Consider the following 21,760-nt stretch of genomic DNA (forward strand, 5'->3'; position numbering starts at 1 on the left):
GTGATCTTCGAATACGCGCCCGCACCGGAGTCCCGCTCCGTCGTCAGCCTGCGCGAGACCTACGACCTGTTCGTCGACGGCGAGTTCACCCCGGCACAGAGCGGTGAGTACCTCACCACCCTCAACCCGGCCGACGAGGGGGAGCTCGCCCGGGTGGCCGTGGCCGGGGCGGCCGACGTCGACCGTGCCGTCGCCGCCGCACGCCGCGCCCACGACACCGTGTGGAGCCGCATGAGCGGCGCCGAACGCGGCAAGTACCTGTTCCGCATCGCCCGGATCATCCAGGAGCGCTCGCGTGAACTGGCCGTCCTGGAGTCGATGGACAACGGCAAACCCATCAAGGAGACCCGCGACGTCGACCTGCCGCTGGTCGCCGCGCACTTCTTCTACTACGCGGGCTGGGCGGACAAGCTCGCCCACGCCGGGCTGGGCCCCGACCCCAAACCGCTCGGCGTGGCCGCCCAGGTCATCCCGTGGAACTTCCCGCTGCTCATGCTCGCGTGGAAGATCGCCCCGGCCCTGGCCACCGGCAACACCGTCGTGCTCAAGCCCGCCGAGACCACCCCGCTGACCGCGCTGGCCTTCGCAGGGATCTGCCAGGAGGCGGACCTGCCCCCGGGCGTGGTCAACATCCTCACCGGCGCGGGGGAGACGGGCCGGGCCCTGGTCGAGCACCCGGGCACCGACAAGGTCGCCTTCACCGGCTCCACCGAGGTCGGCCGGCAGATCGCCCGCACCGTGGCCGGGACCGGCAAGCGCGTCACCCTGGAGCTGGGCGGCAAGGGCGCCAACATCGTCTACGACGACGCCGCCCTTGACCAGGCCGTGGAGGGCGTGGTCTCGGGCATCTTCTTCAACCAGGGCCACGTCTGCTGCGCCGGGTCCCGCCTGCTCGTCCAGGAGTCGATCGCGGCGGAGTTCCTGCCCCGGCTCAAGGAGCGCATCTCCAAGCTGCGCCTGGGCGACCCGCTGGACAAGAACACCGACATCGGCGCCATCAACTCCGCCGCCCAGCTGGAGCGGGTCCGCGAACTCACCGCCACCGCCGACGAAGAGAACGTCGAGCGCTGGTCGCCCGCCTGCGACCTGCCCGAGCGCGGCTACTGGTTCGCGCCCACCGTGCTCACCGGTGTCACCCAGGCGCACCGGGTGGCCCGCGAGGAGATCTTCGGCCCCGTGCTGTCGGTCCTGACCTTCCGCACCCCCGACGAGGCCGTCGCCAAGGCCAACAACACCCCCTACGGGCTGTCCGCGGGGGTGTGGACCGAGAAGGGGTCGCGGATGCTGTGGACCGCCGAGCGCCTGCGCGCCGGCGTGATCTGGTCCAACACGTTCAACAAGTTCGACCCGACGAGCCCCTTCGGCGGCTACAAGGAATCGGGATACGGCCGCGAGGGCGGCCGCCACGGTTTGGAGGCCTACCTTGGCTGAGCGGCGCGGCAGCAAGAAGAGCACGAAGAACACCCAGGGCGCCGAGAAGCCCCCGGAGGCCGGGGGCGGCCGTGCGGCCACCCCGGTCCCCGCCCGGCTGGCGGTCCGCAAGACCTACAAGCTCTACCTCGGCGGGGCCTTCCCGCGTTCGGAGTCCGGCAGGAGCTACCCCGTGACCTCAGCGGACGGCGCCCACCTGGCCAACGCCGCACTGGCCTCCCGCAAGGACGCGCGCGACGCCGTCGCCGCCGCCCGCAAGGCCTTCGGCGGCTGGGCCGGGCGCACCGCCTACAACCGCGGCCAGATCCTCTACCGGGTCGCCGAGGTCATGGAGGGGCGCCGCGAGCAGTTCGCCGCCCAGCTCGCCGACGCCCGGGGCCTGAGCCGTTCCGAAGCCGGCCGGATCGTGTCCGCCGCGGTGGACCGCTGGGTGTACTACGCGGGCTGGACCGACAAGTTCGCCCAGGTCCTGGGCGGTGCCAACCCCGTCTCCGGGCCCTTCTACAACCACTCGGCGCCCGAACCCACCGGTGTGGTCGCGGTGTTCGCACCCCGGGACGCCCCGCTGCTCGGGCTCACCTCGGTGGTCGCCCCGGTCATCGCCACCGGCAACACCGCAGTGGTGGTCGCCTCCGAGCGGGCGCCCCTGGCAGCGGTCGACCTCGCCGAGGTGCTGGCCACCTCCGATGTGCCCGGCGGAGTGGTCAACCTGCTCACCGGGCGGGTGGGCGAGCTGGGACCGCACCTGGCCGCGCACGCCGACGTCAACGCCCTGGACCTGACCGGGGCGGGCACACTGGCGGTGGAGTTCGAGAAGGCCGCGGCGGACACCCTCACCCGGGTGCTGCGCCCCGGTCCCGGGGCCGACGGAGGGGAGGACGCCTGGCTCGGCGCCGACCCCGGCACCTCCCGGATGACGCCCTTCCTGGAGACCAAGACCGTCTGGCACCCCGTGGGTGTCTGACCGGGCGTGAAAAGGGCGCCGCCGGCCTGCGAGAGCAGGTCGGCGGCGCCTTCTTCGTGCCTACGGCCGGCCACGGCTCCGGCCGGTCCCGGACGGCCGGCCGTGCTGAACACGTGCTGAAGCCGCGAGCCGTGGGAGCCCGCCGGACCCGTCCCCAGACCGGCGGAGCCGCCGCTCAGCCCGCGCGGTCCTCGCTCATGTACTGCTGGTAGATGCCCTCCTGGAGGGCCTTGGCGACCGCCAGGGTGCGGGTCGCGCAGTCCAGTTTGGCGAGGATGTTGGCCACGAGGCGCTTGGCCCCGTGGACCGAGATGCCCAGGCGCCGCGCGATCTGCTTATTGCTCAGCCCGTCGACCAGCAGCACCATGACCTGCCGTTCCCGCGGTGTCAGCCGGATGGCCGGCGACGGGCCCACCGCGCGGGCGGGGGTCTCGCGGGCCTTGGCCATCAGGCCGCGGGCCAGCCGCGGGGACATCGGGACCTCGCCGACGCGCACGCGCAGGAGCGCATCGCGCAGGGCGTGGGTGTCGAGGTCGCCGATCGACAGGAAGCCGCTGCCCGGGATGTCGGCCAGCCGGCCGAGGTCGCCGAGATCGTCGTCGTCCACCAGGACGAGGATCTCGGCCCCGCGCTCGGCCGCCTGCCGCAGGGCCGCGGCCCCCGCGGCGTCGATCTCGCGCAGGGCGACGATGAGGTCGGTGTGCGGGCCGATAGCGGCGGCGGCCTCCACCGGGCCGCTGCACACCCGCAGGTCACCGAGGTCGGTCAGGGATTGGAGCATCCGCTCGATCCCGAAACGCTGAAGTTCGTTGCCCACCGCCAATACGACATTCCGTAAGGTCGTCAAAGTCATGCCCGGAGCGTTCATTGCAAGCCGTCCCCCTCAACCGACGCGCCTGCCCGCGGCCGCCCTGCGGACGGCCGGCGTCCGGCGCGCGAATCAGCGATCCCACATCCGTCATGTCGGACCTGGGCCAGAAAAGCACCCGGGCATTGGCGGAGGGTTGAGGATGCGTTGAGGCGGCGGGCACGGGAACGCCGTCGGCCGGGCGGGGCCACAGTCGGCCACGCGCCCGGCCGGCGGACGGCACGTCTGCGGGGCGGTCCTACGGCGCCACGGCGTCGGCGCCCTCGCGGGCGTGCCGCGCCAGTTCGGCGCTGACGGCGGCGCGCGCGGCCATGGCCTCCTGCCGTGCGCTGATCCGTTCGTCGATCACCCGGTACTCCGCGTCGATCTCCGCCGCCACCGCGTCGTTCTGCCGTACCGCGACCCGGCAGCAGAACACCTGCTCCATCGCGTTCTGCGTGCGGTCCAGCAGCGTGTACTCGACGGTCGCGGGCAAGGGGAAGACGTAGCGGTGAAAGGTGGAGGAGAACGAACCGAGGACGAAGCGGACCTTCGGCGATGTCTCGCCGAGGAAGAACCGTTCGGTGACGGCCGTCCATGTCTGCCGCGCCGCCTCGGTGAGCGCGATCCCCGGTATGTGGTGGCCGGTGAGGTGGTCCTCCAGCGTGTCGGCGTGCGCGTCGACCAGCAGCGCCGCGACGAACCGGTTTTCACCGGCCCGCTCCGGGGCGGTGATCATCTCGTTCTTCTCGACGTGCTTGTGGGTGAGCCACCGCCCGGCGGTCGGCGCCCCGCTGCCGGCGAAGCGCACGTCCGCCCCGGCCGGGCCGGCCAGCAGGTCCAGCTCTTCGCGCTGCGCCGCCGGTATGCCCTGCCCGGCGACGATGACGGTCCCGGGCGCCACCTCCCCTGCCCGTAGGCGCTCGGACAGTTCCGAGGCGGAGATCGTGCCGCGGGTGGAGAGGAACTCCGTGAAGCGGTCGCCGACGACGACCGTCGTGTCCTGGGTCATCGGTCTCCTCCGATCAGCCGGCCTGCGCCGTGGTGAGGGCCTTCTCGTACACCGCGACCAGCTCGTCGACGGTCGCGACGTCGGACAGGAGCACGTCGCCGTCGGCGAACGGGTCGACCCCGAGGGCGCTCTCGCTCTCGATGAGCAGCCGCGCCAGCATGAGCGAGTTCATGCCCGTCTCGTGCAGCGCCAGGCCGCCGGTGATCTCCGGAACCGGGTCGACGGCCTCGGCGAGGATGTCGCGGATCCGCGTGGTGATCGCGGCCCGGACATCGGTGGCTCCGTTCAGCATGTGATCCCTCCGTCTACGACGATTGACTGTCCGGTGATGAACGAGGACCCCGGCGACGCCAGGTAGAGCACGGTGTCGGCGACCTCCTCGGCGCTGCCCAGCCGCCCGAGCGGCGTCCGGCGCCGGATCCGTTCGCGGTCGGATCCGGTGACCTGCGTGGTCATCTCGCTGTCGAAGAACCCGGGGACGACCGAGTTGACCCGGATGTTCAATGCGCCCAGCTCCCGCGCCAGGCTGCGGGTGAGCGCGTCGACGCCGGCCTTCGCGGCCGAGTAGACGGCGACCCCGCGGTGGCCGCGGATGGCGTTGATCGAGGAGACGTTGACCACCGCCCCGCCGCCGGTGCGCGTCATCGCCCGCGCGCACGCCTGGGTCAGGACGATCGGCGACGTCAGGTTGGTCGTCACCAGGGAGTCGATCCGCTTGGCCGGGGTGGTCAGGAACAGCTCCTGGTGCAGCGCCCCGGCGTTGTTGACCAGCAGGTCGATCCGGCCGAACCGCTGCACCACGGCCCTGACCGCCTCCGGCATGGCCTGCGGCTCGCCGAGGTCGGCCGCCTGCCAGAGGAAGGCGTCCCCCCACCTCTCGGCGGTGTCCTCGGTGAACGCGCTGCTCGACCGGCTGAACGTGGCCACCCGCCACCCCTGGCCGAGCAGCCGCTCGACGACGGTCCGGCCCAGCCCGCGGCTGCCGCCGGTGACGACCGCGACCTTCGCCGGGCCGTCCGCGGCCGCGGTCACGCCGGGTTCCTGATCTTCTTGAAGCGGTCGGAGTGCTGGTCGCGGTCCGACACCTCGATGACGGCCGGCACCTTGAACGGCTCCAGCCGGCGCCGGCAGTGCTCGCGCACCCGGCGGGTCACGACCCAGGGGTCCTCGTAGGTGTGCAGCCGGACGACCGCCGCCACCACCATGCCGGTGATCGGGCTGGGCCGGCCGGACACCGTGGCGTCGGCGACGTTGTCGACCTCCAGCACGATGCTCTCGACCTCGTTGGGGTAGACCTTCTCGCCGCCCACGTTGATGATCTCGGAGGTGCGGCCGAGGATGCGGACGTACTCGCCGTCGACCTCGACCTGGTCCTGGGTGTTGAAGAAGCCGTCCGCGTCGAAGGGCGCGGGGGCGTTGAGGTAGCCCAGCATCGCCATCTCCGACCGGATCCACAGGACGCCGTCGACGATCTTGTGCTCGAAGCCCGCGGTGCCGAGCTTGACCCACAGTGAGTCGTTGCCCTTGGACCTGGTGGGCAGGATGCCCAGCTCGGACAGCCCGTAGGTCTGCTTCAGCCGGACCTGCGGGAGGGCGGCCGCCAGGCGCCGGAGGGTCCGTTCCGGCATCGGCTCGGTGCCGTAGGTGATCAGCTCCAGGGAGTCGGTCCGGTGCCGTTCGTGGGCCCGGGAGATCAGCACCATGTTCAGGAACGTGGGCGTGGTCGGCAGGACCTGGACCCGGTGCTCGGCGATCGCGGCGAACACGGTGTCGGGGGAGCGCTCCGGGACCGTGACCACGGTTCCGCCCGTGCTGAGCGTGTGCAGCAGGGTGTTGATCCCCCCGATGTGGTCGAGGTTGAGGAACGACAGGATCCGCTGGGGCTTTCCGGTGTCGCGGTAGCGCGCGAGCATCGCGTCGAAGTCGAGCACGGACGCCTTGCTCCGGCCGGAGGTGCCCGAACTGAACAGCACGAGGCCGGGCCGGCCCGAGGCGCGGAGGCGTTCGTAGAGTTCGTGTGAGGCGGTGCGTCCGGTCCGCTCGGCCTGCCGGTCGCCGTCGTCGCCGATGCGGATGACGACCTCGACCGATGCGACGTCGAGGAACTCCGCCCGCTTGGCCTCCGGCAGCGGGGTCAGGGGGACGACGATGGCGCCCCGCGCGGCCAGGGCGATCAGGCCGGCGCAGGCGAGCGGCGACGACACGCCCTCGATCGTCGCCACGTCGCCGCGGCGCACGCCCTGCGCGTCCAGGAACGCGTCCCATTCGGTGACCAGGCGCCTCAGCTCGTCATATCCGTGAACGGTTCCGTTGTAAACGATCGCGTCAGCGCCGGTATAGGCGCTCATTTTTTCGATGAGAGTAAGGCTCACATTCCCCTCCCTGAGGAAAACAGCCGGGAATCGCCGGACGGCGATTCTTGGCATTGCGCCGACCTTACGCGGGGAACGGAAATGCGGAAGTCCCCGAGGAAACACCCCAAGAAAGCACCCCGGGAAAGCACGCCGAAGACGCACCCCAGGCAAGCACTCAGCGGTGCCAGGCCGGACGGCCCCGCCGATCAGGTATCCCGGTCGGCGATCGCGCCCTAGCCGCACGGCTACCTCTCCTCACCCTTGCCGTGTGCGCGGCGCCCGGCCACAGTTGTACGGGGCGGCGCGCGGCACCGGGGACGCGGCCCGCCCGCAGCCGACACCGCACGGCCACCGCGGCCACGGGAGGGTGAGGTGGGAAAATGCAAACCCGACGGCGGGCTGCATTCTTCGACGTCGACGAGACCGTCATCAGCGCGAAGAGCATGTTCGATTTCCTGCGCTACTGGATGGAGCGCAACGGCGCCCGCGGCGAAGACGGCGCGGAATACGAACGGACGGCCGGGCGGCTGCGCGACCTCGCGCACAATGGCGGGCTCCCGCGGACCGAGGTCAACCGGGCGTACTACCGGCTCTATGCCGGGGTGCCGCTGGCGGAGCTGATGGAGGCCGGACGCGCCTGGTACGCGCGCTACCGCGAGCGCCCCGACGCCTTCGTGCCGGCGAGCCTGGCCGCGCTCGCCGCCCACCGCCGCTCGGGCGACACGGTCGTGCTGGTGTCGGGGTCGTTCCCGGGGTGCCTCGAACCGATCGCCGCCGACCTCGGCGCCGACCTCGTCCTGTGCACCGAGCCGCTGGCCGGCGATGACGGCATCCTCACCGGAGAGGTGCGGCGTCCGATGATCGGCGAGGCCAAGGCCGATGCGGTGCAGCAGACGATCGCCGATCTCGGCCTCGACCCCGCTGACTGCTCCGCCTACGGCGACCACGCCACCGACCTCGACATGCTCGGCCGGGTGGGCCACCCGTCGGTCGTCGGCGAGGACCCGGTCCTGCTCGCCCACGCCCGGGAGAACGGGTGGCCGGTGCTGTCCGCCGCGCAGGCGGGGAGCCCGGTATGACCGGCGGCACCGGCGCGGGGCGGCACACCCGCCGACGGGACGCGACGACGATGCGGAGTGAGTGGACATGACGGAGCGCCCGACAACGGGCCAGGGCGACGCGGCACCCGCCGCCGCCCGCGCAGGGGCGCCGGCCGCGCCGCCGCCCGCCGGACGGGCGGTCGTCGCCCTCATGGCGTTCGCGACCGGCGCGGTCATCGCCAACCTCTACTACGCCCAGCCGCTGGTGGACCGGCTGGCCGACGTGTTCGAGTCCGGATCCGGCGCGGTCGGGCTGGTGATCACGGTGACCCAGATCGGCTACGCGATCGGGCTGGCAACCCTCGTCCCCCTCGGCGACCTGGTCGAGCGGCGCCGCCTGCTCGCGGCGCTGCTCGGCGCGGCGACACTGGGCATGGCCGGGATGGCGGCTGCCCCCTCCCTGGCGGTCCTCGGGGCCGCCGCGGCGATCGTCGGGCTGACCTCGGTGGCCGTGCAGGTCATCGTGCCCTTCGCGCACGTCCTCGCCGCCGAGGGCCGCCAGGGCCAGGTGGTCAGCACCGTCATGAGCGGCCTGCTGCTGGGCATCCTGCTGTCGCGCACGGTCGCCGGGGTGGTGGCCGAGCTCTTCGGCTGGCGCTCCGTGTTTCTCCTCGGCGCCCTGCTCACCGCGGCCATCGGGGTGGTGCTGGGGCGGCGCTGCCGACGGTCACGCCCACGGCGCGGCTGGGCTATCCGGCGCTGCTGATGTCGGTGGTGCGGCTGGTGCGCGACGAGCCGGTGCTGCGGCTGCGCATCGCCTACGGCGCGCTGACGTTCTCGACGTTCAGTGTCTTCTGGACCAGTGCCGGGTTCCTGCTGGCGGACCGGCCCTACGGCTGGAACAACGCCGAGATCGGCGCGTTCGCGCTGTTCGGGGTCATGGGCGCGCTCGCCGCCAAGTTCGCCGGGCGGCTGGCCGACCGCGGCTGGGCGAAGTGGACCACCGGGTTCTTCGTGCTGATCACCGCCCTGTCCTACGTGGCGATCGGGGCGGGGGAGACCTCGCTGGTGGCGCTGGTCGTCGGCGTGGTGCTGATGGACATGGGCGTCCAGGGCACGCACATCAACAACCAGAACCTCATCTTCGCCCTCCGGCCCGAGGCGCGCAGCCGGCTCAACACCGCCTACATGGTGGCCTACTTCCTCTCCGCGTCGGTCGGCAGCGCCCTGTCGGCCTACGCCTATGCGGCCTACGGGTGGCCGGGCGTGTCGGTCCTGGGAGCGGCCTTCCCGGCGGCGGCCTGCGCGGTGTGGCTCGCGGAGGTCGCCGCCGGCCACCGCCGCGCCGCCTGAGCGGGACCGGGCGGCGGGCGCACGGTCAGTCGAGCGCGAGCGGCACCGGCGCGTTCGCCGACGCCGAGAACGCGTGGATGCGCACCTGTGCCCACACCCCTTCGGCCATGAACGGGTCCTCGGCGACGTAGGCCTCGACCCGGGCGCGGTCCTCGGCGGCGACCACGAGGAGGCTGCCGACCGCGGTGGTGCCGTCGTCGGCCATCAGCCGCCCGTAGACGAGGGGCGTCACGTCACCGGGCGCGCGCAGCCGGGCGGAGTGCGCGGCCCGCGCCCTTTCACGGGGCTCCGCGGAATCGGGGGCGTCCAGGCAGTGCACGGCCCACAGCATCGCTTCTCCTTCCGCCGCGCCGCGCCGGGCGGTCCGGGCGGCGGTCACGCGGGCAGAGCCTAGGCCGGGCGGTGCCGGCCGTTCAATTGCCCGGTCGGCGGCACCGGCGGGACACCCCTGCAAGGCGCCCGAACGGGTACCCCAACCGGCCATTTCGCACGCAGGCGTTCTCCGTCAGGCTCGCATCAGGTCAGCAGCGGTCGAGCCCAGAGAGGACACCGTCCCATGGCGCGCAATCTCCCGCCCGGCATCACCGAGCCGCACTTCACGGCCGCGGTCGAGGCGTTCCGGCGAGCGGTCGGTGACAAGTGGGTGCTGACCGGCGAGGACGAGGTCGCGGGCTACCGCGACCCGTTCCCCATCCTGGACCCCGGCCACTTCGCGCCGTCGGCGGTCGTCCTGCCCGCCACGGTCGAAGAGGTGCAGGCCGTCGTCGAGGCGGCCGACCGCCACCGGGTCCCCCTGGCGCCGATCTCGCGCGGCAAGAACCTCGGGTTCGGCGGGCCGGCGCCGCGCCTGCCCGGCGCGGCCGTGCTCGACCTCAAGCGGATGAACCGCATCCTCGACGTCGACGACCGGCTCGGCTACGCCGTGGTGGAGCCGGGCGTGACGTTCATCGACCTCGCCGCCTACCTGCACGAGCACGGCAGCCGGTTCCGGGTGGACGTGCCGGACCTGGGCTGGGGCAGCGTCCTCGGCAACACCCTGGAACGGGGGATGGGCTACACGCCCTACAGCGACCACTTCGCCACCCAGTGCGGGATGGAGGTCGTGCTGCCCGACGGCGATGTCGTGCGGACGGGGATGGGGGCGCTGCCCGGCAGCCGGACCGCGCAGGTCTACCCCTACGGCTACGGGCCCTCCTACGACGGGATGTTCACCCAGTCCAACTTCGGCGTCGTGACGAAGATGGGCCTGTGGCTGCTGCCCGAACCCGCCGGGTTCCGGGCGTACATGATCACCCTGCCCCGCGAGGAGGACCTCGCACCGTTCACCGAGATCCTGCGGCCGCTGCGGCTCGACCGCACGATCTCCCACGTCCCCTCGATGCGCAGCCTGCTGCTCGACGCCGCGGCCCAGGGGCCGCGGTCGGCCTACTTCTCCGGCGACGGACCCGTCCCCGGCAGCGTGCAGCGGCGCATCATGGCCGACCAGCGCATCGGGATGTGGAACTTCTACGGGGCCCTGTACGGGACCGAGGCGGCCATGGACGCCCAGTGGTCCGTCATCCGCGACGCGTTCTCCGCCATCCCCGGGGCGGGGTTCCACTTCGCCGGCGAACACGACAGCCCGGTGCTCGCCGCCCGCGCCAAGATCATGGCCGGCCGGCCCAACCTGGAGACGGCCGGGATCTTCCAGTGGCTGGACAACGCCGGGCACATCGACGTCGCACCCATGGCCCCCGCCACCGGAGAGGACGCGCTCAGGCTCTACGAGCTGGCGCGCGACCTCTACCTGGAGTTCGGCAAGGACTACATGGGCAACTTCATCTTCGGCGAGCGCGAGATGCACCAGATCCACCTCATGATGTTCGACACCGAAGACGCCGGCGACCGCGCGCGCACCCTCAGGCTGTGCGAGGCGCTTATCGGCCGCGCCGCCGAGCACGGCTACGGCGCCTACCGCGCCCACCCCGCGATCATGGACCGCGTGGCGGCCACCTACGGCTTCAACGACAACGCGCTGCTGCGGCTGAGCGAGCGGATCAAGGACGCGCTCGACCCCAACGGCGTCCTCGCACCGGGCAAGCAGGGGATCTGGCCGCGGGCACTGCGCGCGACCGGCCACTGACCACCGCCGCGCCTGTCACCGCCGTGCCGCGTGGGACGGCGGACGGCGGACCCGCGGCCGCAACGCAGACGGCGACCGGCACGCCTGCCCCGACACGGAGCGCAGGCGCCCCCTCGCATTCCGTCCCCCCATGTCCTCCCACAGGAGGAGAGACGAAGAGACGACACGAAAGGAAGTCCATGCAGCACAACGTGAACAGCCCCCGATCCCCGGGCCTGCCCGATGCCTCCGGAGGCGGCCCGGCGGTCGGCGTTGCGGAGGCCGGGACGGCGGAGCCCGCCCCCACCAACGGGGCCGAAGGCCGCGTGCCGGTCCCCTCGCTGGACGGCAGGGGCTTCGCCCGGCGCGCACGCGGGTACCGGATCCGCATCGAGGCCGCCCACCGCGCCTACGCCGAGCCCTTTCCCCGGCACCGCAACAACGGCGAGCACGAGGAGCCCTACCTGGCGTCGTACTCGAAGGGGCTGCCGCACGACGAGTACGGCGAGGTGGACCTGGACGCCTACGCCCTGTGGAACAGGGCGCTGGCCGAACCGAGCGTCGACGCCTTCGAGCGGGTCCCGCGCGGTCTCGATGACGGCCGGCCCCAGCTCAACCCGCTGAGCGCGTTCGGCCTGGACGTCGAGGGCCCCGATACCCACGGGCTCCTGTGCCCGCCGGCCCCCCGCATGGACAGCCCGGAGTTCGCCGCCGAACTCGGCGAGGTCTACTGGATGGCGCTGCTGCGCGACGTCCACTTCGTCGACTTCGACGACGCCCCGGCCCTGGTGCAGGCCGCCGCGGACGGGCTGTCGGCGTTCTCGGGCTACGCCGGCCCGACCCAGGGCGGCCGGGTCACGCCCCGCGCCCTGTTCCGCGGCACCTCCCGGGGCGACCTGGCCGGGCCCTTCATCTCGCAGTTCCTGCTGCGCGACGTCCACTTCGGCACGCACACCATCCGCCAGCGCCAGGACACCATCGAGCCGGTCGACTACGTGACCGACTTCGGCGAGTGGCTGGCCGTCCAGCGCGGCGCCGAGCGGGACACCGAACGCGACTACGCCCACACGCGCTACATCCAGACGCCCCGCGACCTCGCCCACTACGTGCACTACGACCAGGCCTACCAGGCCTACCTCAACGCCGCGCTGATCCTGCTGACCAGCGGGATCCCCAACGCCGAGCTCCTGGACGCCGGCAACCCCTACCGGACCACCAGGGGCCAGATGGGGTTCGCGACCTTCGGCGCGCCGCACATCCTCACCCTGCTGGCCGAGGTCGACGCGCGGGCGCTGAAGGCCAACCTGTACCAGCAGTACGTCGTCCACCGGCGGGCCCGGCCCGAGGCGATCGGCGGCCGGATCGAGGTCCAGATGCGCCGGGACCCGGGGCGCTACGACGGCCTGATCCACCCCGAGCTGCTGGAGTCCGACGCCCTGGAGCGCACCCGTGCGAAGCACGGGACCTACCTGCTGCCGCAGGCGCTGGGCATGGGGTCGCCGATGAGCCCGGAGTACCCGGCCGGCCACCTGGTCGTCGCGGGGGCGTGCACGACCATGCTCAAGGCGTTCTTCAACGAGGACTGCCCGCTGCCGGACCCCGTCGTCCCCGACAGGGCGGGCACCGGCCTGGTGCCCTACACCGGGTCCGACGCCGGCCGGCTCACCGTCGGCGGCGAACTCAACAAACTGGCCGCCAACATCGCGGCCGGCCGGTGCATGAGCGGCGTCCACGCGCGGCCCGGCACCTACCAGCACGGCATCCGGGTCGGGGAGCAGGTCGCCATCGGGATCCTGCGCGACCAGAAGCCCACCACCCACGAGAAGGGGACGTTCGGCCTGACGACGTTCGACGGTGAGCGCATCACCATCTGACGCGCAGGCGCTCGGCTCGCTGTCCGCGCCGCCGGGGTTTCAGCAGCTCGTGAGCTTCTCGTGCAGCCGCTGGATCTCCGGCGCGGGAGCGATCCCCAGGTCGCGGTCGAGGTTGGAGTGGAGCCGCTGGTAGGCCTGCAACGCCTCGGCGCGGCGGCCGGACCGGTAGAGGGACTCGATCAGCTGGGCGTGGAACACCTCGTTGTAGGGGTGGGTGACGGCGAGCGACCGCAGCTCGGGGATGAGCTCCTGATCGCGGCCCAGGGCCTTCTCGGCCGTGATGCGCAGGTTGATGGCCTGGATCCGCATCTCCTCCAGGTGGATGGCGTGCGCCCCGAGAACGCCGCCGAAGCCGACGTTGGCGATCGCGGGCCCGCGCCACAGGGCCACCGCCGCCCGCAGGTCCGCCGACCCCGCCTCCAGCTCGGCGCGCTCCAGCCGCATCCGCCCCCGTGCGATGAGCTGTTCGAACACTTTCGCGTCGACCTGGTCGTCGTCGACGTGCAGCACGTATCCGGCCTGCCGGGTCGCCAGGAGGTCGCGCCCCTCCGGCTGCTCCTCCTCGGCCAGGAGGCGGCGGATGTTGTGGATGTAGGTGCGCAGCGTGGCCAGGGCGCTGCGCGGCGGATCGTCACCCCATAGCTCTTCGATCAGGGTGTCGACACCGACGACCGTGTGGTTCCTGATCAGCAGGAGCGCGAGCACCTGCCTGGTCTTCGACGCGTTCACCTGAAGGGGCCGATTGTCGCAGGTGAAAATTTCAAGCGACCCGAGAATATTGAATCTCATGACCGTGTTCCCCGTGATAATCGATCATCGCCGCAGTGTCCCTGTTCGCTGTGTGGAGGCCGCGGCCGGCTGGTCTTCCACCCTGGAGTCCGGAGCATGGACGGTGTGCCGGTCGAACGGGTTGCAATTTTCGATGAAGTGTACCCGGTCGGGGTGGCTTTCTCACGGCTCGAGGCGAGGCGTGGCCGGTTCCGGCACGGCGTTCTTTCGAACGGAATACGGGGGGTGTACGCGATCTTCGCCGGGGTGACGGTGGCGGCACCCGGACCCTCGGCGGAATGGTGCATTGTCCGTGACGGGCGTGGGGTCGGAATCGCCGACCGGGATCACCCGGGATATTCTTTGGAAATCGAAGAATGAAGTATAAGATTTCCATTTCGCCATCGGAATGATTCTCGGGGATCGCATGGGGTGTAAGGGGGGCGGCCGGCCGAGCGGACGGCGGGAACCCGGGAGCGGCGCGTGCGTGGCGCGACCCTCTCACCTGGGGCGGCGCGTGCCGGGTGGGCCCGGTTCGGGGCTATCGTCGCGTCCAGGAAAAAAGTTCGGATGCGATGTCGATCGTGGCGGGTGCCGTTCGACGTCTGGGTGAGAGGCGCCGGACGGGCGCCGTTCCACGGAGGAGAGCGACCATGCCCAAGTACATGCTCATCATGCGCAACACCGACGAGGCGATCGCCGAGTCGAAGAAGGTGCCGTTCGAGGAGATCATCAACGACATGGGCGCCTTCAACGAGCAGCTGATCAACGCCGGCGTCCTGCTGGCGGGCGACGGACTGAGTGACGCCGAGGAGGGGGCCGTCGTCGACTTCACCGGTGAGGAGCCCATCGTCACCGATGGCCCCTACGGGGAGACGCACGAGCTGTTCAACGGCTTCTGGATCATCCAGACCGCGGGTAAGGACGAGGCCATCGAGTGGGCCAAGCGCGTCCCGCACTGCGCGAGCGCCAAGATCGAGGTGCGCCGCGTCACCGACGAGAGCGACTTCCAGGACTTCGCCGGCAACGAGTACATCCAGAAGGAGCAGGGCTGGCGCGAGCAGCTCGGGCAGAAGTGACGGACGACGCGCGCCGTACCGTCGAAGCGGTCTGGCGCATCGAGGGCGCGCGGGTCGTCGCGACCGTCGCGCGCATGGTGGGCGATGTCGGCCTCGCCGAAGACCTCGCCCAGGACGCGCTCGCCGATGCGCTCGTGCAGTGGCCGGAGTCGGGCGTCCCGCGCAACGCGGGCGCCTGGCTCACGGCCGTGGCCAAGCGCCGGGCGATCGACGGCTGGCGCCGCCGGGAACGCCTCGACGAGCGGTACCGCGCCATCGCGCGCGATCTGGAGGAGGCGGCGGAGGACGAGTGGGAGCCGATCGGCGACGACGTGCTCAAGCTCGTCTTCGCCGCCTGCCACCCCGTGCTGTCGCGGGAGGCGCAGGTGGCGCTGACGCTGCGCGTGGTCGGCGGCCTGACCGCCGAGGAGATCGCGCGGATGTTCCTTGTGCCGGTGCCGACGATGCAGCAGCGCATCGTGCGCGCGAAGAAGACGCTCACCGCGGCCCGGGTGCCGTTCGAGGTGCCCGAGCCGCACGAATGGGGCGGACGCCTGGCCGGGGTGCTCGCGGTCGTCTACCTCGTTTTCACCGAGGGCTACGCCGCGACATCGGGCGACCGGTGGATCCGCCACGATCTCGCCGACGAGGCGCTGCGGCTCGGCCGGATGGTGGCGGCGCTGACCCCGCGGGAGCCGGAGGCGCACGGCCTGGTCGCGCTCATGGAGCTCCAGGCGTCGCGCTTCGCGGCCCGGACCGCTCCCGACGGCACCCCCATTCTCCTCGCCGACCAGGACCGCGGGCGGTGGGACCGCGGGCAGATCACGCGGGGGCGCGCGGCGCTGGCCAGGTCCGATGCGCTGGGGCGCGGCCGGGGACCCTACGCCTTGCAGGCGGCGATCGCGGCCTGCCACGCACGGGCGGCGAGCGTCGAGGAGACCGACTGGGCGGAGATCGTCACGCTCTACGAAGCGCTCGAACAGCTCACGAAGAACCCCGTCGTGACGCTGAACCGCGCCGTTGCGGTGGCCCAGGCGGTGGGCCCGGAGGCGGCGCTGCGCATCGTCGACACCGAGATCGGACCCGACGGGCTCCGCGGGGGCCACCTCCTGCCGAGCGTCCGCGGCGAACTCCTCGCCCGGCTCGGCCGCACCGACGAGGCCCGTGCGGAGCTGCTGCGCGCCGCCGGCCTCACGGGCAACGAGCGTCAGCGGGCGGTCCTGCTGGAGAAGGCCGCCGCACTCTGACACCCGGCGTGCCGGACCGGCCGCCCCCGAGGGGTTTCCTCGTGCACTCAATGCATTTACCATCCCATCATTGGTCCGGAGATGTGAACCACGTCTCCCGGTCGTGACCGGTCGCCGCACTGCCCCGCGGAGGAGACGCCATGACCACCGCAACGCCCCAGGGCCCCGGCCCCGCGTCCGGGACGCGCCTGACCGACCTGTTCGAACGAGGACTCGCCGCCCCGATCTGCCTGACCTGGGAGCTCACCTACGCCTGCAACCTCTCCTGCGCACACTGCCTGTCCAGCTCGGGCCGGCGCGACCCGCGGGAGCTGACCACCGGCGAGGCCAAGGCCGTCATCGACGAGCTCCAGGCCATGCAGGTCTTCTACGTCAACATCGGCGGCGGCGAGCCCACCGTCCGCCCCGACTTCTGGGAGCTGGTGGACTACGCCACCGCCCACCGCGTGGGCGTCAAGTTCTCCACCAACGGCGTCCGGATCACCCCGCAGGTGGCGCGGCGGCTGGCCGCCGACGACTACGTCGACGTCCAGGTCTCGCTCGACGGCGCGACCCCCGAGGTCAACGACGCGCTGCGCGGACCCGGCTCCTACGACACCGCCGTGCGCGCCCTGCGCAACCTCGCCGACGCCGGGATGGCGAACGCCAAGCTGTCGGTCGTGTGCACCCGCCACAACATCCCCCAGATGGACGCCTTCAAGGCGCTCGCCGACACCTACGGCGCCCAGCTGCGCCTGACCCGGCTGCGCCCCTCCGGGCGCGGCGCCGACGTCTGGGACGACCTGCACCCCACCGCCGGCCAGCAGCGCGAGCTCTACGACTGGCTGGTCGCGCACGGCGAGACCGTGCTGACCGGGGACTCCTTCTTCCACCTCTCCGCCTACGGCCAGGCCCTGCCGGGGCTCAACCTGTGCGGCGCCGGCCGGGTGGTGTGCCTCATCGACCCGGTCGGCGACGTCTACGCCTGCCCGTTCGCCATCCACGACGACTTCCTCGCGGGCAACGTGCGCGCCCCGGGCGGCTTCGCGCGGGTCTGGCGCGAGTCCGAGCTGTTCCGCGACCTGCGCGCGCCCCAGACCGGCGGCGCCTGCGCATCGTGCTCCTTCTACGACACGTGCAAGGGCGGCTGCATGGCCGCCAAGTTCTTCACCGGCCTGCCGCTGGACGGCCCCGACCCCGAGTGCGTCCGCGGCCACGGCGAAGCGCTGCTGGCCGGGCGGCCCGCCGACCGGGCGGGGATCCCCGCCCCCTCGGCCGACCATTCCCACCGCACCGCCCCCGCCCGGCCCGGCCCCGTCCCCGTGACGCTGACCCGCCGGCGCCCGCCCGAACGGCCGCCGGTGAGCGCGTGCGCCGAAGACCCCCTGGCGGGCCTGCGGGCCCCCTGACACCCGCCCGCCCCCGCCCGCCCCTGTCCGCTCTCCGGGCGCCGGCCGACAGCCGAGGAGACCCCGCATGCGCAGGAACCCCTGGTTCGAGACCGTCGCCGAGGCCCGGCGCCGGGCCGAGAAACGGCTGCCGGCCATGGTCTACGGGGCGCTGGTCGCCGGTTCCGAGCGCGGCCGGACGGTCGACGACAACATCAAGGGGTTCGCCGACCTCGGGTTCGCCCCCCGCGTCGCCGGCCACCACGCCCGGCGCGACCTGTCCACCACGGTGATGGGGGTCGAGACGTCGCTGCCCGTTCTCATCTCGCCCACCGGGGTCCAGGCGGTGCACCCCGACGGCGAGGTCGCCGTCGCGCGCGCCGCGGCCCAACGGGGGGTCATCATGGGCCTGAGCTCCTATGCGAGCAAGCCCGTGGAGGAGGTCGTCGCGGCCGGCCCCGACGTGTTCTTCCAGATGTACTGGAGCGGCGACCGCGACACCATGGCCCAGCGCATGGAGCGCGCCCGGAACGCCGGGGCCAAGGCGCTCATCGCGACGCTGGACTGGTCGTTCTCCAACGGCCGCGACTGGGGCAGCCCGGCCATCCCCGAGCGGGTCGACCTGCGCACATTGGTGCGGCTGGCGCCCGGCGTCCTGCCGCGCCCCGCCTGGCTGTGGCGGTTCGCGCGGTCCGGCCGCATCCCCGACCTCACCGTTCCCAACCTCCACCCCCCGGGCGGCACGGCCCCCACGTTCTTCGGCGCCTACGGCGAGTGGATGCAGACCCCGCCGCCCACCTGGCAGGACGTCGCGTGGCTGCGCAAGGAGTGGGGCGACGGCCCCTTCATGCTCAAGGGGGTCAGCCGCGTGGACGACGCCAAGCGCGCCGTCGATGCGGGGGTGACGGCCCTGTCGGTCTCCAACCACGGCGGCAACAACCTCGACACCACGCCCGCCACGATCCGTGTGCTCCCCTCCATCGTGGAGGCGGTGGGCGGCCAGGCCGAGGTCCTGCTCGACGGCGGGGTGCGGCGCGGCGGGGACGTCGCCAAGGCGCTCGCCCTGGGGGCGCGGGCCGTCATGATCGGGCGCGCCTACCTGTGGGGGCTGGCCGCCAACGGGCAGGCGGGGGTGGAGAACGTCCTGGACATCCTGCGCGGCGGCCTCGACTCCGCCGTCCTGGGCCTGGGCCGCTCCTCCGTCCACGAGCTGTCCCCCGGCGACCTCGTCATCCCGCCCGGGTTCCGCCTCACCCTCGGCGGCGACGACGCCGGCCCGCCGGAGAGCTGACATGCCCGAGGGAGGCCCCGCGGAAGCCGGGGAGTCCGCAGACCCCGGACGGCCCGGAGACCTCGGGGAGCCCGGAGAGTCAGGCGAGCCCAGTGAACCCGGCGGGCTTGCGGGGGCCGCCTGGCCGTCGGTCCCGGAGGGCGGCCTCGTGCTGGTGCCCGTCGGGTCGACCGAGCAGCACGGCCCGCACCTGCCCCTGTCGACCGACAGCGTGATCGCCCGGGCCGTCGCCGAACGCGCCGCCCGGGCCTTGGCGAGCAGGCCGGGCGGCCCGCCGCCGGTGGCGCCGGTGATCGCCTACGGGGCGAGCGGCGAGCACGCGGGCTTCCCCGGCACCGTCTCGATCGGCCATGAGGTACTGGGTGCGGTGCTCGTGGAGACCGTGCGCTCCCTCATGCTGTGGGCCGGGCGCGTCGTCTTCGTCAACGGCCACGGCGGCAACGTCGCGGCGCTCGATGCCGCTGTGGGCCGGATGCGCGCCGAGGGGCACGACGCCGCGTGGACGGGCTGCGGCGTCCCGGACGGCGACGCGCACGCCGGCCGCAGCGAGACCTCCGCCATGCTGTACCTGGCCCCACACCTGGTGCGGGCGTCCGCCGCGGTGGCCGGTGACACGCGCCCGCTCGCGGAGCTGATGCCCGACCTGGTCGCCCGCGGTGTCCGCGCGGTCTCGCCGTCCGGCGTCCTCGGCGACCCGGCCGGGGCATCGGCGGAGGAGGGGCGCGCCATCGTCGCGGCCATGGTGGCGTCGGTGGTCCGCGGGATCACGGCGGGACGCCCCGACCCCCGGGGCCGCCTCCTCACCCCCGGCGATCCCGCCGGCCCGTTCGCGTCCGCGTGACCGGCGGGGACAGGGCCGGCCGGGCGTCCGCGGTCACATCGGCGGCAGCAGGCCGATCGGCAGGTCGACCGGGAGCAGCGCCGGGAGGATGCCCACCAGGGCCGCCGCCACCAGGGTGTAGGCCACCACGGTCCGGACCCGGGCCCGCGCCACGTAGAGCAGGAACGCCGGGACGAACAGCAGCAGCGCGGCGATGTACCCGCCGAGGGCGACCAGGACGAGGAAGGCGGCCATCCACGCGAAGGTGCGTCCGGCGACCGCGACCTCATTGCGCGCCCCCGCGGCCTCTCCGCGCGTCGCGGCGGCCGTTGCCTCGGGCCCTGCCGCGATGGCCGTGGCCTCGGCCGTCGCCGCGCCGACGAGGACCCCCTCCCTCTCCTCCGCGGGGACGGGCGCTGGCGCCGTTCCGGATCCGGACGCGAGACCGGACCCGGCCTCGGCTTCCGCCGATGCCCCGGTCCCCGAGGCCGGTCCGCCGCCGGCGCCCGGTGCGCCGCCGGAGTCCTTCCGGCGGCGGATACCCGTCCATTCCCGCCACAGCAGCCAGGCCGAAACGACGGCGCCCGCCGCGCAGATGAGCTGCGGCACCAGCCGGGCCTCCTCGGAGTACCCGCCCGCCACCACGAAACCGGCGGCGAAGAGCGCCAGAGCGCCCGCGGCGGTGAGCAGCGACCACGGGGAGTCCGCGAGCACGGCCTCGTCCTGGGGCTCCACGGGTCCGGAATCGGTCGCCCGGACCCCGGCCCGCCGGGCGCGCACCCCGCGCACCAGCGCGAGGACGCAGGGTGCCACCAGGATCGCGAGGAAGACGAGCACCCACGGCCGCGCCAGCCAGCCGAACCCGTCGTAGACCCGGTCGGTGAGGAAGTAGTACCGCTCCAGCGGGATCGCCAGGACGAAGCCGATGAGGAACGGTGCGCGGGGGAACCCGGTGGCCTTGAGCAGCCACCCGACGACGCCGAGGGCGACCATGACCCACAGGTCGCCGATCTGCCCGCTCTCCTGGAACGCGCCCAGCAGCATGATCACGACCAGCCCTGGCCCGAGCACCGCGAACGGCACCTCGGTGAGGCGCGCGAGCCAGCGCGTGCCCAGGAAGCAGAGCAGCGCGCCCAGCACACTGGCGATGGCGAAGGACCACACGATGAGGTACATCAGGTCCAGGTGGTCGGTGACGATGGCCGGGCCGGGCTGGACGCCGTAGGTCAGCAGCATCCCGAGCAGCATCGCCGCGGGCACCCCGCCGGGGATCCCGAACAGCAGAGTGGGGATGAGGTCGCCGGCCTCGACGGAGTTGTTGGCGCTCTCGGGCCCCACGATGCCGCGCGGGTCGCCCTTGCCGAACTTGCGCTTGTCCTTGGCGGTCGCGACCGCCTGGCCGTAGGCCAGCCAGGTGCCGGCGGTGGCGCCGATGCCGGGGAGGACCCCGGCCCAGATCCCGATGAGCGACCCGCGCAGGACGTGCGCCCAGTGGCCCGCCCATTCGCGGACCCCGGCGAGCCAGCCGCCGCCGAGGCGGACCTCGCCGCGCGTCGTGCCGCGCTGGCCCACTCGCGAGGCGATCTCGGCGAGCCCGAAGACGCCCAGCGCCACCGCGACCAGCGAGAAGCCGTCACCGAGGAAGAGGCTGCCGAAGGTGAATCGGTACTCCGCGGTGGTGGGCGAGGTGCCCACCATGCCCAGGAGCAGGCCCAGGGAGCCGGCCACCAGCCCCTTGGCGACGTTGCCGCGCGAGAGCACGGCGGCGAGCGCGACCCCGAGCACGGTCAGCATGAACAGCTCGGGGCTGCCGAAGGACGTCACCAGTGGCCCCGCCAGGGGGATGGCCAGGGTCAGGCCGACGGCGCCGATCAGGCCGCCCGCCATGGAGGACAGGAACGCCAGGCTCAGCGCCCGCGCGGCCTGCCCCTTGCGGGCCATGGCGTAGCCGTCGAGCATCGTGACGCTCGCCGACGCCGACCCCGGCGCGCCGAGCAGGACGGCGGCGACGGTGTCGGAGGTGTGCACCACGGCCAGCGCCCCGATCAGCAGCGCGAGCGCCTGCGGCGCCTCCATGCCGAAGGTGACCGGCATCAGGACGGCCACGGCCCCGGTGCCGCCGAGACCCGGGATGAGCCCGATGACGAGGCCGGCGACGACGCCGGCCAGGAGCATCACCAGCAGTGACGGGTCGGCCAGCGAGGTGAGTGCTGCGAGAGCCGCTTCGCCCATG

General features: G+C 72.8%; 20 protein-coding genes. 12 read left to right on the forward strand and 8 right to left on the reverse strand.

Annotated elements, in window-relative coordinates:
- Positions 1-1,431 (forward strand): aldehyde dehydrogenase family protein, encoded by a 1,431-nt coding sequence (locus tag ACFOVU_RS06665; protein ID WP_378530818.1) that lies wholly within the window; start codon positions 1-3, stop codon positions 1,429-1,431.
- Positions 1,424-2,395 (forward strand): aldehyde dehydrogenase family protein, encoded by a 972-nt coding sequence (locus ACFOVU_RS06670; protein WP_378530820.1) that lies wholly within the window; start codon positions 1,424-1,426, stop codon positions 2,393-2,395. The genes ACFOVU_RS06665 and ACFOVU_RS06670 overlap by 8 nt, the downstream gene beginning before the upstream one ends.
- A gap of 175 nt (positions 2,396-2,570) precedes the next feature.
- Here ACFOVU_RS06670 and ACFOVU_RS06675 read toward each other — a convergent pair whose 3' ends face one another.
- The 5 genes from ACFOVU_RS06675 to ACFOVU_RS06695 form a co-directional block, all read right to left on the reverse strand.
- Complete coding sequence (locus tag ACFOVU_RS06675; RefSeq protein ID WP_378530822.1) at positions 2,571-3,212, reverse strand: helix-turn-helix transcriptional regulator; 642 nt, start codon at positions 3,210-3,212, stop codon at positions 2,571-2,573.
- Positions 3,213-3,501: 289 nt separating this feature from the next.
- Entirely contained in the window at positions 3,502-4,254 is a 753-nt protein-coding gene (locus ACFOVU_RS06680; RefSeq protein ID WP_378530824.1) for an AfsA-related hotdog domain-containing protein, read from the reverse strand.
- 13 nt (positions 4,255-4,267) lie between these two features.
- A complete protein-coding gene (locus ACFOVU_RS06685; protein WP_378530826.1) occupies positions 4,268-4,546 on the reverse strand; it encodes a hypothetical protein in 279 nt (92 codons plus the stop codon).
- Complete coding sequence (locus tag ACFOVU_RS06690; protein WP_378530828.1) at positions 4,540-5,286, reverse strand: SDR family NAD(P)-dependent oxidoreductase; 747 nt, start codon at positions 5,284-5,286, stop codon at positions 4,540-4,542. Before ACFOVU_RS06690 ends, ACFOVU_RS06685 begins: the two co-directional genes overlap by 7 nt.
- Positions 5,283-6,602 (reverse strand): class I adenylate-forming enzyme family protein, encoded by a 1,320-nt coding sequence (locus ACFOVU_RS06695; RefSeq protein WP_378530830.1) that lies wholly within the window; start codon positions 6,600-6,602, stop codon positions 5,283-5,285. Before ACFOVU_RS06695 ends, ACFOVU_RS06690 begins: the two co-directional genes overlap by 4 nt.
- A 386-nt stretch (positions 6,603-6,988) precedes the next feature.
- Between ACFOVU_RS06695 and ACFOVU_RS06700 the strand changes: the two genes are divergently transcribed.
- From ACFOVU_RS06700 to ACFOVU_RS06710, 3 genes are all read left to right on the forward strand, one after another.
- Entirely contained in the window at positions 6,989-7,687 is a 699-nt protein-coding gene (locus tag ACFOVU_RS06700) for an HAD family hydrolase (RefSeq protein WP_378530832.1), read from the forward strand.
- Positions 7,688-7,754: 67 nt separating this feature from the next.
- Positions 7,755-8,414 carry an MFS transporter gene (locus tag ACFOVU_RS06705; protein ID WP_378530834.1) on the forward strand — a complete coding sequence of 220 codons (660 nt, stop codon included), beginning with the start codon at positions 7,755-7,757 and terminating at the stop codon, positions 8,412-8,414.
- Complete coding sequence (locus ACFOVU_RS06710) at positions 8,414-9,001, forward strand: MFS transporter (protein WP_378530836.1); 588 nt, start codon at positions 8,414-8,416, stop codon at positions 8,999-9,001. Before ACFOVU_RS06705 ends, ACFOVU_RS06710 begins: the two co-directional genes overlap by 1 nt.
- A 25-nt stretch (positions 9,002-9,026) precedes the next feature.
- On the opposite strand, the gene ACFOVU_RS06715 is transcribed toward ACFOVU_RS06710, so the two are convergent.
- A complete protein-coding gene (locus ACFOVU_RS06715; protein ID WP_378530838.1) occupies positions 9,027-9,380 on the reverse strand; it encodes a YciI family protein in 354 nt (117 codons plus the stop codon).
- Positions 9,381-9,557: 177 nt separating this feature from the next.
- Between ACFOVU_RS06715 and ACFOVU_RS06720 the strand changes: the two genes are divergently transcribed.
- Both ACFOVU_RS06720 and ACFOVU_RS06725 read left to right on the forward strand, forming a co-directional pair.
- Positions 9,558-11,123, forward strand: coding sequence for an FAD-binding oxidoreductase (locus tag ACFOVU_RS06720; RefSeq protein WP_378530840.1), 1,566 nt, complete (start codon positions 9,558-9,560; stop codon positions 11,121-11,123).
- A 179-nt stretch (positions 11,124-11,302) separates the two neighbouring features.
- The gene (locus tag ACFOVU_RS06725) at positions 11,303-12,976 is read left to right on the forward strand and encodes a vanadium-dependent haloperoxidase (RefSeq protein ID WP_378530842.1); all 1,674 of its coding nucleotides are present in this window, start codon (positions 11,303-11,305) and stop codon (positions 12,974-12,976) included.
- Between the two features lie 39 nt (positions 12,977-13,015).
- On the opposite strand, the gene ACFOVU_RS06730 is transcribed toward ACFOVU_RS06725, so the two are convergent.
- The gene (locus ACFOVU_RS06730) at positions 13,016-13,765 is read right to left on the reverse strand and encodes an AfsR/SARP family transcriptional regulator (protein WP_378530844.1); all 750 of its coding nucleotides are present in this window, start codon (positions 13,763-13,765) and stop codon (positions 13,016-13,018) included.
- Positions 13,766-14,397: 632 nt separating this feature from the next.
- Here ACFOVU_RS06730 and ACFOVU_RS06735 point away from each other — a divergent pair.
- The 5 genes from ACFOVU_RS06735 (at position 14,398) to mftE (ending at position 19,548) form a co-directional block, all read left to right on the forward strand.
- Positions 14,398-14,823, forward strand: a complete 426-nt coding sequence (locus ACFOVU_RS06735) for a YciI family protein (RefSeq protein ID WP_378530846.1) — start codon at positions 14,398-14,400, stop codon at positions 14,821-14,823.
- Positions 14,820-16,049: an RNA polymerase sigma factor gene (locus tag ACFOVU_RS06740; RefSeq protein ID WP_378530848.1), complete on the forward strand. Its 1,230-nt coding sequence runs from the start codon at positions 14,820-14,822 to the stop codon at positions 16,047-16,049. Before ACFOVU_RS06735 ends, ACFOVU_RS06740 begins: the two co-directional genes overlap by 4 nt.
- A gap of 140 nt (positions 16,050-16,189) precedes the next feature.
- Positions 16,190-17,437: a mycofactocin radical SAM maturase gene (gene mftC / locus ACFOVU_RS06745; RefSeq protein WP_378530850.1), complete on the forward strand. Its 1,248-nt coding sequence runs from the start codon at positions 16,190-16,192 to the stop codon at positions 17,435-17,437.
- A 67-nt stretch (positions 17,438-17,504) separates the two neighbouring features.
- The gene (mftD, locus tag ACFOVU_RS06750) at positions 17,505-18,707 is read left to right on the forward strand and encodes a pre-mycofactocin synthase MftD (RefSeq protein WP_378530852.1); all 1,203 of its coding nucleotides are present in this window, start codon (positions 17,505-17,507) and stop codon (positions 18,705-18,707) included.
- Position 18,708: 1 nt separating this feature from the next.
- Positions 18,709-19,548 carry a mycofactocin biosynthesis peptidyl-dipeptidase MftE gene (gene mftE, locus ACFOVU_RS06755; protein ID WP_378530854.1) on the forward strand — a complete coding sequence of 280 codons (840 nt, stop codon included), beginning with the start codon at positions 18,709-18,711 and terminating at the stop codon, positions 19,546-19,548.
- 33 nt (positions 19,549-19,581) lie between these two features.
- Here mftE and ACFOVU_RS06760 read toward each other — a convergent pair whose 3' ends face one another.
- Positions 19,582-21,759: a tripartite tricarboxylate transporter permease gene (locus ACFOVU_RS06760; RefSeq protein WP_378530856.1), complete on the reverse strand. Its 2,178-nt coding sequence runs from the start codon at positions 21,757-21,759 to the stop codon at positions 19,582-19,584.
- Between the last annotated feature and the right edge of the window lies 1 nt (position 21,760).

Origin of the sequence: Nocardiopsis sediminis (genome assembly GCF_042650565.1) — a bacterium.
GTDB lineage: Bacteria > Actinomycetota > Actinomycetes > Streptosporangiales > Streptosporangiaceae > Nocardiopsis_B > Nocardiopsis_B sediminis.